Raw genomic sequence first — 14,474 nt, 5'->3', positions numbered from 1 at the left:
GGCCACAATCTTTCATCCGCTTATGGCTGCTTGCCAAACTCACAGCTTAATGTTGTCCACTTCCTTGCCTGTTCACTCAGAGTAAACCCTAGCCCCAGACGATCGGATACCCACATGCGCCCATCGCGCAACTCTAGCTGCTCGTTGAACAGTGGATTCAGCCACTCGAAATGTTCCAGCCAGGGTTCAATCGGATAGGCCGCCGCCAGATGCAAATGCACTTCCATCGCAAAATGCGGTGCCAATTTACGACCGTGCTTCGCGGCCAAATCCATAATTTTCAGGAAAGGCGAAATCCCGCCCACACGCGGCGCATCCGGCTGAACAAAATCACTGGCGTTCCCGAGGATAAGCTGTTCATGCTCGCGGAAACTGGTCAGCATCTCGCCAGTGGCAATCGGCGTATCCAGCGCGGCCGTCAGCGCCGCGTGGCCTTCCACATCGTAGGCATCCAGCGGCTCTTCAATCCAGATCAGGTTAAAGGCTTCCATCTTTCTGCCCATCCGAATCGCCGTTTCGCGATCCCACTGCTGATTGGCATCCACCATCAGCGGGAAGTCATCTCCCAATGCTTCGCGCACCGTCGTGAGACGACGGATATCCTCCGCCGTATTCGGCTGCCCGACTTTCAGTTTGATCCCGCCGATACCGCTTTCACGGGAGATCACGACATTTTTTAATACCTGATCCAATGGCGTATGCAGGAAGCCGCCAGAGGTGTTGTAACACTGCACAGAATCACGGTGTGAACCCAACAGCTTAGACAGAGGCAGACCCGCACGCTTGGCTTTCATATCCCACAGTGCAATATCGAGCGGAGAAATGGCCTGCACCGCCATTCCACTGCGGCCAACCGATGCACCAGCCCACAGCAGCTTGGTATAGATCTTATCGATATCGTTCGGATCTTCGCCCAGCAGGTTATCGGCAATCTCTTTGGCATGGGCATAAATGCCCTGTCCACCCGCCCGCTTGGAGTAGCTGAACCCCACCCCTTCAAACCCATCACGACTGCGGATTTCGGCAAAAATAATGGCGACTTCGGTCAGCGGTTTCTGCCTTCCGGTCAATACTTTCGCATCGCTAACCGGCGTTGCCAGCGGCAAAAACGCCAGAGAGAGTTTTACCCATTCAATTCGATCGCCCGACTCGGCAGCCGTTCTGACGTTCGTGACTTTTGCATAGCTAACCGCCGCTGAATTTGCACTGTTGGTCATGTCTCACCCCGTAAAATGATTGCGTTAACATTCATAAACAGAAGGAAGATAGCGATAAACTAAGAAAAAAATGCAACACAGATCACACAATAATCATTAACACGATAAAATCGTTCATCGAGAGACAGAATTAATGATTGCGCAATCACCACAAAAGGTAAGAGTATACCGCAGAAATACAGCCTAGCCAGTTCCGGAGCCAGCCGGAAAAAACGAGACAATTCGGCAGGTTGTAGAAACACAGGCGACTGGTAAACCGATGTGCCATCAACGATAATCCAGCGACATGTAAATGTGCGCGCAGCCTCAGAAGGGAACCCGTGATTGAAACGCGATAAAAACGCCAGCAGCATGCCGCCGCGCGCGCCCACGCTTGAAGATGTCGCGCGTGCCGCAGGCATTTCGCCCATGACAGTCAGCCGTGCGTTGAACAACCCGAAAATTGTTCGCGCGGAAACTGTGAACAAGGTGATGGAAGCGGTCCGCGCCACGGGTTATATCCCCAATATGTTAGCTGGCGGGCTCGCCTCCCGGCGCAGCAGGCTGATTGCCGTCGTCGTACCACAAATCAATAACAATATGTTCGTTGATACCGTTCAGGCGATCAGCGATGAGCTAGCCGCACGCGGTTACCACATGCTGCTTTGCGTCGCTGGCTATACCAATGAATCCGAGGCAGAGATTGTCGCCACCCTGCTTTCTCGTCGTCCTGACGGCATCGTCCTCACTGGCATCCACCATACGCCCGAACTCAAACGTCTCCTGCTCAACGCCACGATCCCCGTTGTCGAAATCTGGGATCTCACCCCAACGCCGCTCGATATGCTGGTCGGTTTTTCCCATGAAAGCATCGGGAACGCCATTGGACACTATTTGCTGGGTAAAGGACATTCGCGCTTTGGCCTTGTCTGGACCGAAGACGCGCGTGCCGGGCTGCGTAAGAAAGGCATTTATGACGTGATACAAAAACAGCTGGGAACTTACGTGCGTGAAGCTATTGCCCCGTGGCCCGCCACGCTGGCGCTAGGGCGGCAGGGGCTAAGCGAACTTCTGGCCGATAGTGAGACTTTTGATGTCATCATTTGCAGTTCCGATACGCTGGCGCAAGGTGTAATGATCGAAGCAGCCTCCAGAGGATTAGCGGTGCCGAAGAAACTGGCCGTGATGGGATTTGGCGATCTTGATTTCGCCGCCCACAACACACCGAGTATAACTACAGTCAGGATCGATCGCTGGAAGATCGGCACCGACGCAGCAGCCATGTTGGCAGAAAAAATTGAGGGGAAAGACGTCCCTTTCCCCATCATGGATATCGGTTTTTCGCTGATTGAGCGTGAATCCGCCTGACGTTAGAACGCTATCAAGGACGCACCATTAGTGCGCTAATTCTCTCTTCCAGGCCGCTATAGCGCTGCGTTGGCGTTTTCACCGCCCGACAGAGAATGCGGACATCGGTATAGAGTGACAAACGCTGGCGCGCACGCGTGATGGCGGTATACACCAACTCTCGCGTCAGCACGGGCAAATAGTGGTTCGGCAGTACTAGCGCAATATGATCGAACTCCGATCCCTGCGATTTATGCACCGTCATCGCATAGGCCGTGTCATGCGGCGGCAGGCGACTTGGCGTAACGTCTTTGGTTTCGCCATTCGGCAAGGGGAAAAATACGCGCAGTTCCTCATTTTCCCCCATCATGGCAATACCGATATCACCATTGAACAAACCTAATGCAGCATCATTGCGTTCAATCATGACCGGTCGGCCGGGATACCAGCGGTTAAGCGGATTACGACTGCGCTGAATCAGCCCTACCTGATGCAAAGCCTGCTCGATGCGCTGATTCAGACCTGCTACACCAAACGGCCCTTCGCGCAACGCGCACAGCTGGCGATAACGTTGGAAAGCAAGCAAAACCACATCCGGTGTCGCACCTGAGGCGATAAGCCGTAGATAATCACGATATCCTTCGACACACTGCGCCAACATGGCCTGATACTCTTCAGCCTCGGCTAATGCACTACAGGTTATATCGGCAAACTCGCCGTTCAGCACCGCACGCACGCGAGCATCATCGCCACCGTTCACCGCGAGCGCCAGTTGCCCGATACCAGAATGCGGATCGAAACGGTAGCTCCGGCGTAACAGGCAGATACTGTCACCGACCGTCATCAGCCCTTCAGGACCACTTTCATCCAGCGTACAGCCTGTCAGGCGTTGCAACTGTTGCGCTCGCGCACGACTATAGCCAGCCTCGGCAAAACGGCAGATATCGCCCAATACTGCTCCCGCCTCGACGGACGCCAGTTGATCACGGTCGCCCAGAAAGATAATTCTGGCGTGTGGCGGAAGCGCAGCAATCACATTCGCCATCATCGGCAGATCGACCATCGACGCCTCATCCACAATCAGCACATCCAGATGCAGCGGATTTCCCTGATGGTGACGCAAGCGCTGGCTATCCGTCACCGCGCCTAAAAGCCGATGCAGTGTTGTCGCTTCTTTTGGAAACGCCTCCCGCTGTTGTGGATCTACCGCCAGACGATGCAGTGCCAGCCCCAGCGACTCTGTTAGCCGTGCTGCCGCCTTTCCGGTCGGCGCAGCCAATTGAATACGTAACGCGTCTCCCGTATTCAGCTCAATCAGCGCCGCCAACAGCTTGGCAACCGTCGTCGTTTTCCCCGTCCCTGGTCCGCCAGAAATAACCGCAATGCGGCGCGTCAACGCGACAGCCGCGGCCACCTTCTGCCAGTTAATCTCTTCGTCCGAGTCAGGAAACAGCCGATCCAAAACCGCCCGAATTGCAGGTTCATCGACGGAGATCGTATCGCGCTCGCTGGCAATAAACTGCGCCACACGGCCTTCACTCTGCCAACTACGCTGTAAATACAGCTTTTCGCCTTGCAGCACCAGCGGCGTCGGTTTGCTACCGTCGCTGACGGCATCGGACGCCAGTAAGCGCTGCTGCCAGGCGACAACCGTTTTTATCCCTGTCCCCACAAGCAACTGCTGCGCCAGTTCGGGCTCACGGCCGTCAAACAGCATCTGCGCCTGCAAGTTCTCCAGCGGTAAACACACATGCCCCGCCCCCGAGTGCGCACTCAGGCAGGCGGCAGCCAACAGCAGATCGGGCTGCGTCTCATCCGCCAGCATTCTGGCGAACTGAACATCCAGCGAGCGCAGCAACCGCCGTGCCAGTGCCGTTTCAAGTAACGCAATCATGAGGGCATTCCTGTATCAGCATCGTCAGGCGTCTTTCCCTTAAAGAGCGCATCCAGCCCGAAAACAAATTCAGCAGAGGGACGAAAAGTAAAGATGCCATTGCCAGGGTGAGACGCTTCGACGCCGCGTAAAAACAGATAAAACACCCCGCCAAAATGGCGCTCATAGTCATAATCCGCAATGCGATGACGTAGATAGCGATGCAAAGCCAGCGTGTAGAGCTGGTATTGCAGGTCATAGCGGTGTTCGGCCATCGACTGCATCATAGCCGTTTGGGTGTACGCGCTGGCATCAGGGCCGAGCCAGTTGGACTTATAGTCCAGCAGGTAATAGCGCCCTTCCCAACGGAACACCAGATCGATAAACCCTTTCAGCATGCCTTTCACCTGCTGAAAAGAGAGTGCCGGACAGCGCGCGGATAGCGGATCGTGATGCTTTGCCAACCGATCGAGCTGCGCCGCCTGTATTGGCGCATCAATCGGTATATAGAACTGTAATTCGGCCTGCTTATCTGTGTTATCCAGCGCTGAGAGCATAATCCCTTGCTCGTTAAGCGACGTATGCAACAGCGTATCCATCCACGCCTTCAACACCGGATGCCAGTGCGCCTCAAACCCCTGTAGCTGCAACTGCTCGGCCAGCCAGTCATCTTCAACGGGTTGAGTGAAATCCAGTGTTTCAAACAGGCTATGCAAAAATGTTCCCGGACTCGCGCCACGTGGAAACGTATGCGGTGTCAGTTGGGTTTCTCCCGCTTCCTGACGTTCACCTATCACTTCAATATCCAAACGTGGCACCAGATCCTGTGTGCTTGTGCTGCCATGTTGCTGAAGCCCTGAATAACTGGTCACTCGCCAATTGTCACGCAGTTGCCGTTCAATGTGGCGAGCCCGCAGCTCTGCCAATTCTGGTCTATCTGGCTGCCAGCGCTGTTCTTCCGTTGCCTGTAGCCGTGTTAATGCGACACCATCCCCCACCATACCTTCCAGCTCGCTGACTAACGTGGCGGCCTCAGCCTCTTTACCCCGCTGAAGCAAATAGCCCAGCGCGCTCTGGTGCATATCGCTGCTACCATCTTTCTTACGCGACCGCTGAACGGGCGCGACGCCCACGCTACAGTGGTAGATAGAACGGGTTAGTGCGACATACAGCAAACGTAAATCTTCCGCCAGCCGCTCCTCTTCCGCCAGCATCTGGCTTTCTTCATTATTTTGCAGATCCAACACGGCCTGATAGCTCTCGCGATCGTGGTAAATGCCCTGATCCTGCACGCGGAAATTACTGATGAAAGGCAGCCACACTAGCGGGTATTCCAACCCTTTCGATTTGTGGATCGTCACGATTTGCACCAGATGGCGGTCGCTTTCCAGACGTAGCTGCTGGCTCTCTGCCTGCGGATTAGGCTGGACAACCTGCTGCGATAGCCAGCGTACCAGCGCATGCTCGCTATCAAGCCTTGCCGAGGCATCCTGCAATAATTCACCGATGTGCAGAATATCGGTAATCCGTCGTTCGCCCTCTGTACTTGCCAGCAAGTTCTCAGCCAGTTGATGTTGGTTCATCACCGCTCGCAGCATCGGTAACACACCACGCTGACGCCACAGCGCACGATAGCCTGCAAACTCATCCACCAGCGCATCCCACGCTGATTCACTTTGTCCCAGCGCATCGACCTGCGCGGCATCCAGCCCCATTAGAGCCGTCGCCATGGCGCTGCGTAACGTGCGCTCTTGCTCCGGTGCCAACACCGCCTGCAACAACCACAAGATATCGCTGGCTTCTGGCGTGCTAAATACGCTATCGCGATTGGACAGGTAGACCGAGGGAATGGACAAACGACTTAGCGCATCGCGAATCAGCGAAGCTTCACGCCGGCTACGCACCAGCACGCTCATGTCAGATGCTTTGACCAAACGCCGGGAATCATCAGTTATCAACCAGGCTTCATTACGCTGGCTGGCGGCCAGCCAGTCACGAATCTGCGCCGCACACTGGCGCGCCATCTGTTGCTGATAATCTCCCACGCCAATCGGCTCTGCGCCCGTTAGCCAGAATTGCAGAGCAGGTTGAGACTGTCCGGCAACGTCAAACACCAAATCGCGCTTAGATTCAGCAGGATTAACCGGCAGGAAAGGGATGTTTTGAAAAATAAAAGGATGTTCGAGACGTTCAAACAGGCGATTCACGCCACGTACCATCTGGTGCGACGAGCGCCAGTTTGTGCCCAGCGTATAATGCGCAGCCACTTCGCCACGCGCGTGCATATAAGTAAAAATATCCGCACCGCGAAACGCATAAATAGCCTGCTTCGGGTCACCGATCAACAATAGCCCGCACTGCGGTTGCCCGACATACAGTGTACGGAAAATACGGTACTGTTGGGGGTCGGTATCCTGAAACTCATCAATCATCGCCACCGGATAGCGTTCGCGAATGGCGCTAGCAAGCTGCTCCCCACCCGACTGTTGCAACGCAATATCCAGACGGCTCAACAGATCGTCAAAACCCAGCTCCGCACGCTGCTGTTTCTCCTCTCGCACTGAATCCCGAATCGCCGACAGCGCGCGGACAATGACTAAATCACGCAGCGACAGCGGCGCTGCAAGCAGCCGTTCGGTCTCCTCAAAGAGGGCATGAACAGGCGGCTCGCCCTTTTTCGTTTTCTCGATTAACGTTTGCTGAGCAAATCTCACCAGATCTTTCGGCAGTTGATAATCCAGCGTTAGCTGCTCTGCCCACAGCGTGACTTTCTGTAACCAATTGGGGAGATGCTTACTGCTGTAACTGCGCTTATCCACACCAGACGCCACGATCAGCGCTTCCAGCTCTGCGGCTGACGCCAGCCAGCGTTGTTTGTAAGCGTCGATCGTCGCCACGATATTCTCATGTCGACTCAGCAACGTTTCATTTTCTTCTGGCGGCAAGCGAAACGCAGGCGCTTCACCGTGCAAATAAGGAGCCAGATCGACCAGCAGATTTTCCGGTCCTTTCCACTCTAAACCGACAATCCGCGCCACCTCTACCGGCAGTGGATAACAATAACGACGCCAGAAATCGGCGCAGGCCTGACGGCGCAGCGGCTGTTCATCTTCTATCAGCACCTGTTCGAAAAGCACGCCGGATTCAAACGCATTGGTACTGAGCATACGCTGGCAGAAGCCGTGGATCGTGTAGATCGCTGCGTCGTCCATTTGCCGTTCGGCCGCCAGCAAGACATCGGCTGCCTCTCGATGATCCACAATCTCCGCCAACAGTTGCGCTAGCGACGTATCCTTATGTTTTCCCGCCTCTTCGCCTTGGGCACTTTTACGCAGGCAGGCAATGCGCAACGCATGGATTCTGGCACGAATGCGCTCACGCAGCTCTTCGGTCGCCGCCTCCGTAAAGGTCACAACCAGAATTTCCTCGACCAGCAGCGGACGTGGATACGCGGCTTGCTTGCCCAGCCCTAGCAACAAGCGCAGGTAAAGCGCAGCCAGCGTATAGGTTTTCCCCGTTCCGGCCGACGCCTCAATCAGCCGCTCCCCCAGGAGCGGCAACGTCATGACGTCTAATGATTGTGGCGCGGCGCTTGTCATTGTGCCGAAACCTTACCGATAGCTTCCGATACGGCTGGCGCAGGGCTCATCGCGGGCGCTTTCTCACGCGGTAATGTTTTCTGCAACGAAGACGCATCCACGTAGGTATGCCACCCTTTCGGAGCAGCGTAGTCGGCTTTACCATGATGGCTACCGGAAACCTGCGACAACACCGCCAGCCCCTCAGGCTTCAGCGCCTGCTGGAAAAAATCTGCCAGTTGCGCCACCGTCAGCGGTTTGATTTGTTCGAGCAGTTTCTCGCGCGAATCAAAAGCAAAATTTTCGCGATCTAAATCGTTACGCAGTCGGCTGGCCTCTTCGCCCAATGTTTGCGGGCGCTGACTCAGTTCATTCATCACGCCTTGCTTATACTGCGCAAACTCTTCTTCACTCATCTCACGCAGACGCTTTTGCGCTTTCAGGTAAAAATCTTCATAGCGCTGATACAAATAGGCAGGCTGTTTGCTATTGCTTTGCAGCAGGAAGCCAATACCCATCTGTCGACCAACCGTCGTCGGGAAGGCAAAAACCGCATAGCCCAGTTGCTCTTCCGTTCTCAGTTGGCTATAGAACCAAGGCTGAACAATCTGCCCCAGCACCGAGCTATAGGCCATGCTTTCCGTTTCCGAATAACCCGTCGGTACATATACCGCCGCTAACGCAGAATCTGTGCTGCTACCTGGGCGCTGTAGGTTAGCAAGCTGTGGCTTACTGACTTTAACATCGCCGCTGCGTGACAGATTTTCACCATTAGCCTTCAGATGTGCTTTCAGCGTGTTCGCTAGCTCGGTGACCCGCTCTGGAGCCAGATTGCCGACAACCAGCATTTCCGGCGTGGCTCTTTGCAGCAGATCGTTGCGGTAGTTAACCACGTCCTGTAAGCGGATATCCTTCAGCAGCTTACGGCGTTCACCGCGCTCGAAGTAAGGCAGTTGGGATACCGCCTGAATCGGCTGTATCGCCTGCTCAAAGGCTTTTGATTTCTCTACCGCATCCAACTGCTGCAAATACCAGGATTTAGCCTGCTCCAGCTGTGCTTCCGTTGAGGTGAAGGAGGCATAACCATCTGCCAACGTCAGTAGCAACCGTGGCAAATGCTGGGTATAGCCATCTGCGCTAATCACCAGACCATCATTGCTACGGGTAGAGAAACTGATGCCGCCAATCGATGCCTGATAGCTGAGTTCATCCAGCGCCAGACCTGCCAGATAATCGTTTAACGCAAACAGCACCTGATTACGCGCGGTACTACGCGCTTCCTGATTACGCAGGAACAGCGTGATTTCCGCTTTCGGCTCATCGGCAAAATAGTGACTTGGCATGTACAGCACGCGCAGCCCTGGTTGATTCAACAGGAGCGTCGGTTTAGTCATCGCCTTATCCGCGTTGATCAGGGAGAAATCATCTGGGATGTAAGGGTTGATCGTCGGCAACGACAGCGACATTTTCTGCCCCAGCGTTTTCCATTTGGCAAAGGTCGCAGACGGGATTTTATCCATCTCGTACGGCGCATCGACAAAATAGGCCACTTTATTATGCGGCTCATTCGGGCTGATAACCCAAATACGCGCATTCTGCGGTGTCATCTCATCCAGCCGTGCGGCGATCGCCTTCGGATCGTAACGATCCGCCACATACTGCGCATCCAGCGTATGCTCAACCGGCACGCGCAGCATGGTATCAACCAGCCATTCGATGTAATCCATATCCCGACTGATGGACGGATAGCGGAAATCCAAATCCAGAACATGCGCGATCTCATCAAAATAGCGCTGCTGAATTCCCTCGGTACGGATTTGTTGCAGATAACGGAATATGGCTGCAATCACCTCGTCACGCTGTGCCAGACCTTTATCGGTCAGCGAGACCGAAATCGCAAACATGCCGCCGTTACGGTCGATTACCTGTGAAGAACCTGCGCCGATAGACTCAACCAGCCCTTCTTTTTGCAGCCAGTCAGAGAGCGTATTTTGGCTGCGGTTACCAAGCAGATAGCTGATATAGGTATCCGTCTTGCTACGGAATTCCTGGCTAATATCGCTGACGCGAAACTCAATGCGCAGCTGTTTTCTCGGTTGAGCAGGAACATAGTGAATCATTACGCCACGCTGCTTTTCCGTCGTCACCGGAACGGTAACCGCTGGAACGCTAGCATTGTGATTGTCAATACGCCCGAAGGTGTCGACTGCCAGTTTCGCCAATTCAGGCAGAGGCTGATTGCTGTAAATAACCCCCTTCATCAGATTAGCTGAGTAGTATTTCTGGTAGAACTTCACCAACTCATCATGCAGTTTACTGTCAGGTTTATCGCTCAGGGTTTCAAGATTCCCCCCCGAAAAACGGGCGCTCGGGTGCGCCGGATTTAAGGTTTCCGCCCCGACTTGTGCTATGCGGTGACCGTCACGCGAACGCGCCATCGTCAATTCCGCATTGACCGCATTACGCTCGCGATCGGCATTCACCGGATCAAGCAACGGTTCCGCAATCGCATCAGCCATCCGATCCACAGCAGGCCGCAGCGCATCGTTTTCCACTTCCAGATAAAATGCCGTACGGTAAGAGGCCGTGCTAGCGTTGTGGCTGCCGCCATGCTTTTTCAAAAACTCGGACAGCGCCTCCGGTTCCGGGTAACGTTTCGATCCCATCAGCACCATATGTTCGAGGTAATGCGCTAATCCCAGTTGGTTATTGGGATCGTCCAGCGAACCAATAGGCAGCGCCAGTGATGCCAACGATTTGGGTGCTTGTGGATCGGAAACCAACAGAACCGTCATGCCGTTATCCAGTTTGATCGCCTGATATTGTCGCGGATCTTTTTCGCTTTTTCGAATGGTCTGAGCCAGCGGCTGCCAACCCGTTTCAGCCCAACTCGCCGGAAGCCAGAATGTGAATAAAAGAAACCATCCGGTAATCCAGATCCACTGTTTACGCATGCAATTCTCCAACTTCATATCCATCACTTTTCACGTTGCAGTGCGTTACCTTCTCGCACCTAGAAATCTATTCGGGCATCATCCAAAACAAGCCCATCAAGCCAGATTAAAGCGGAACGGTGGCAGTAGCCAGATTTTCGCCGCTTCAATCACCTCATTCATTCGCTTTTCATCCAACTCACGAACAATACGTTGCAGGTAATAATCCTCGCCTTCGCCCCGCATTCCCATATTGCCCTGCCAGGCTTGCAGCAAGCGGGTACGCGCCTTGTTCTGCGCCTCCACATCCAACCGCAGACTATCGCTTTCACGATCATAACATTCAGCTAACCACGCACTCCCTGCTTTATTGAGCAGTAATAGCGGCTTGCTCATGCCCTGACGATATCCATCCACCATCACGGCCAGCTGTTCTCTGGCCTGCGTTTCCGATAAGGCAGCAAAGCACCATGCGGTGTCTTCCCGCCCATACAGCCGACTTTCGCCCTGCCCGCCCGCAGCACAGTAGGCCAGATGTTCCAGCCACAACGTAATGCCATCTTTCATGGAAAGTGTGCCCGGACGCCAGCGCAGCAAACCATCCGGCTGTACCTGATTCAGCCAACCGCTGACGCGCACACCGTCAAGGATAATGTCCACTTCCTGACTCACCGGCAGCGCTGGCGTTAACTCATCACGCACGCGCGCGGCTAGCTGCGCCATATCCTGCTGTTGCTCCTGCCAGTAAATTTCACCGAATGCCCCATAAGGTAGTTCGCCCGCGGCTCTGGCTCGACGATACAGTTTTTCCGTATCACCTTCCTTAATCAAGGTATTAAGCAACTCGCTATTCAATTGATAACGGTTGAGGCTATCAACCACGAAGGGCTCTTCGTCCAACAGTTCGTCACTGTGCAGCATAAAACTCACACCAAGCCGTAGTTGGAAAAAAGCTCGCACGGGGTGGCGATAAAAACGCTTCAAATCATCCAGACTGATACTGCAATCATTCACTCTTTCGGAGAGCGTTTCACGATCAAAGTCCGGCTGAGCTTCCCCTTTTCGGTTCGCCGCCGCCAACCATTCTGCCGCAAAACTCAACGGCTGCGGTGCTGACAGGAAGTTATCCGCATCAAAAGGCATCCGGCTATGCTCACGGCAAAGATGCTTCACGACACGCTCTGCGCTGCTATCGATATCCAGCGCTTCATCACCCGGCAGGACGTAACTTTGTGCAATATATTCCGTCAGTTCGCTGACCAATACGGAAGGATAGCGGCGCGTATTATCCTGAATCGATCGCCCGATATAGCTGATATAAAGTTTGTGCTGCGCCGACAGGAGCGCTTCAAGAAACAGATAGCGATCGTCGTCACGTCGGCTACGGTCACCGCGTTTGATTTTTCTCCCCATTAGATCGAACCCAAGCGGCGGCAGCGTCCGTGGATAGACGCCATCATTCATGCCCAGTAAACACACGACCTTAAACGGAATAGAGCGCATAGGCATCAGCGTACAGAAATTGATAGATCCAGCTAAAAAGCGCTGGCTAAGTCGCTCCTGATCGAGACGCCGCGACAGTTCATCACGCAGTCGGGAAATCGGCACCAACTGCGGATAACGCGCCACCGTGCCCATGCTAATCACGTACTGCCACTGCTTTTCAACCAATGCCAGCGCCGCTTCGGTCTCGCTATCAGTATCAAAGAAGGTTTCGATCAGCTCTCTACAGAGCGGTAGCCAATCGACAAGCACACGCGATTGAGACAGGCGCTGGCGCCATTGATGGATCTGCATCAGCAACTCGGCCAGTTGACCAGCCAGCTCCGCAATCAGACCGCTAGACTCATCGTAAGGCAGTACTCCCTGCCAATCACCGACCTGACTGTCCATCGCATAGCCCAACAGCATTCTCGTCAGGCCAAAACGCCACGTATGCTGACCTGTTGGCGGTAGCATCAGATCGCGCACGTTGTCGTCATCCAATCCCCAACGCACACCTGATTCCACCACCCACAGGCGCAGACGACGTAACCCTTCTTCCTGAATACCGAAACGCGCAGCCAGAGCAGGCACTTCAAGCAATGCCAAAACCTGTTCTGCCGTAAAACGGCTGGTGGGTAAATCCAGCAGGCTGATTACCGCCTGCAATGCGGGATGCGCATGTCGCGCACGCTGATCGGAGATGGCAAAAGGCAGATAGCGGTTGTCCGGCGCATTACCAAACACCGCCTGAATAAATGGTGTATAGCTGTCGATATCCGCCATCATCACAATGACGTCGCGCGGCATCAGTTCAGGATCGTCCGCCATCATGGCCAATAGCCGATCGTGAAGCACTTCTACCTCGCGCTGCGGGCTATGGCAGGCGTGAAAATCAACCGAACGATCGTCGAGTGCCAATCGACGCTTTTGCGTGCTGGTATTTTGTGTTTCGTGGCTAACGGCCACCAGTGCGTGGTCTTCCAGCTCAAGAATATCGCGCTGCAAGGTTTGCAGCAGATTTTTGCCATCCGACTCAACAAAGGCATCGATCTCCTGCACGTTATCCAGCTCAGCCAGCAGATAAAGATTATCTCGCCCCAGTTTGCCCCACGATGCCAGCAACGGGTTATTAATTGATTGTTTACCGTCGTCATTGAACAGCATGTCTGCCTGTGAGGGATCGCGAAAGAGCGAGCGGGTTTCATCAGTCTGCTCACCGTCAAAACGATGTAGGCGACGATTGCGGGCCTTTAGCTTCGCCAAAAATTTATAATCCTGAATGTCACTCCAATAATGGCGGCAAGGGTTGGTAAACAGCAGGTGCACATCAATGTGCTGCGCTAGCGCATTCAACGCCTGTAAATAGATAGGGGGAAGCGCTGAAATACCGCAGATAAAAACCCGTGGCGGCAAGCCTTTCGGACACACGTTTGCCTGCTCTAACGCCTTGATAAAGCGTTGATACAGAATCGCATGGTGCCATTCAGGTTGCGCCAGTTCTCGCGTGTAATCCACCAGCGCACGCCACAGCGCCGACTGCCACAGCTGGTTACCACCGAGATCGTCAACCTGTTTCCCCTCTTGCCATGCTTTGATCCACTCGGGGCGATAAATCAAGTATTGGTCAAAAAGATCCGCCACGCGCCCGGCCAGTTGATGCAGCTTTCGCTGGTTATCATCATCCTGCAAATAGTGGTTAAGCGCCGCAAAATCAGGCTGTGCCAGTAAATCAGGCAGCAAATGCATGAGCTTCCACGTCATCGCATCCTTGCTGAAGGCACTTTCTTTTGGAATATCTGACAGCACATAGCGACACATATTCCACAAGAAAACGCCGGGCAACGGGAATTGGATGTTGGCAGCAATACCAAAATCCCCAGCCAGTTCAATTTGCAGCCACTGCGCCATCCCGGGGCTTTGCACCAAAATCACTTCCTGCTGGAAGGGGTCCGCAAGCGGCTGACGTTTTATCAGCTCAACCATCAGTTCTTTCAAGATATCCAACTGATTGGAGTGATAGATTCTAAACATTCTGGCTCCTGCTGCCGCTGTTTACCGTTGA

At 54.1% G+C, this 14,474-nt stretch carries 6 protein-coding genes; 1 reads left to right on the top strand and 5 read right to left on the bottom strand.

All coding sequences use genetic code 11. From position 1 onward, the window contains the following. Window positions 1–20 precede the first annotated feature (20 nt). Window positions 21–1,217 carry an L-talarate/galactarate dehydratase gene (locus AACH44_RS04545; protein WP_261848250.1) on the bottom strand — a complete coding sequence of 399 codons (1,197 nt, stop codon included), beginning with the start codon at window positions 1,215–1,217 and terminating at the stop codon, window positions 21–23. A gap of 324 nt (window positions 1,218–1,541) precedes the next feature. On the opposite strand from AACH44_RS04545, the gene AACH44_RS04540 reads away from it, so the two are divergent. Then, on the top strand, window positions 1,542–2,564 hold the full coding sequence (locus tag AACH44_RS04540) for a LacI family DNA-binding transcriptional regulator (protein WP_425606629.1): 1,023 nt from the start codon (window positions 1,542–1,544) through the stop codon (window positions 2,562–2,564). Window positions 2,565–2,577: 13 nt separating this feature from the next. On the opposite strand, the gene recD is transcribed toward AACH44_RS04540, so the two are convergent. The 4 genes from recD to recC all read right to left on the bottom strand — a co-directional run bounded on the left by recD (window position 2,578) and on the right by recC (window position 14,443). Next, window positions 2,578–4,437 (bottom strand): exodeoxyribonuclease V subunit alpha, encoded by a 1,860-nt coding sequence (gene recD / locus AACH44_RS04535; protein WP_261848249.1) that lies wholly within the window; start codon window positions 4,435–4,437, stop codon window positions 2,578–2,580. Continuing rightward, window positions 4,434–8,015: an exodeoxyribonuclease V subunit beta gene (gene recB, locus AACH44_RS04530; RefSeq protein ID WP_261848248.1), complete on the bottom strand. Its 3,582-nt coding sequence runs from the start codon at window positions 8,013–8,015 to the stop codon at window positions 4,434–4,436. The genes recD and recB overlap by 4 nt, the downstream gene beginning before the upstream one ends. Continuing rightward, window positions 8,012–10,948 carry a pitrilysin gene (ptrA, locus tag AACH44_RS04525; protein WP_261848247.1) on the bottom strand — a complete coding sequence of 979 codons (2,937 nt, stop codon included), beginning with the start codon at window positions 10,946–10,948 and terminating at the stop codon, window positions 8,012–8,014. The genes recB and ptrA overlap by 4 nt, the downstream gene beginning before the upstream one ends. Window positions 10,949–11,044: 96 nt before the next feature. Further along, window positions 11,045–14,443, bottom strand: coding sequence for an exodeoxyribonuclease V subunit gamma (recC, locus tag AACH44_RS04520; RefSeq protein WP_261848246.1), 3,399 nt, complete (start codon window positions 14,441–14,443; stop codon window positions 11,045–11,047). Window positions 14,444–14,474 lie beyond the last annotated feature (31 nt).

Source organism: Pectobacterium araliae (assembly GCF_037076465.1).
Taxonomy (GTDB): domain Bacteria; phylum Pseudomonadota; class Gammaproteobacteria; order Enterobacterales; family Enterobacteriaceae; genus Pectobacterium; species Pectobacterium araliae.
Note: the sequence above shows the minus strand (reverse complement) of the source record. Positions and strands in the feature narration are given on the sequence as shown.

Bases quoted from the DNA above. Each gene is read 5' to 3' on its own strand.
- AACH44_RS04545 (WP_261848250.1), bottom strand. From the start codon at position 1,217: ATGACCAACAGTGCAAATTCAGCGGCGGTTAGCTATGCAAAAGTCACG.
- recD (WP_261848249.1), bottom strand. From the start codon at position 4,437: ATGATTGCGTTACTTGAAACGGCACTGGCACGGCGGTTGCTGCGCTCG.
- recB (WP_261848248.1), bottom strand. From the start codon at position 8,015: ATGACAAGCGCCGCGCCACAATCATTAGACGTCATGACGTTGCCGCTC.
- ptrA (WP_261848247.1), bottom strand. From the start codon at position 10,948: ATGCGTAAACAGTGGATCTGGATTACCGGATGGTTTCTTTTATTCACA.
- recC (WP_261848246.1), bottom strand. From the start codon at position 14,443: ATGTTTAGAATCTATCACTCCAATCAGTTGGATATCTTGAAAGAACTG.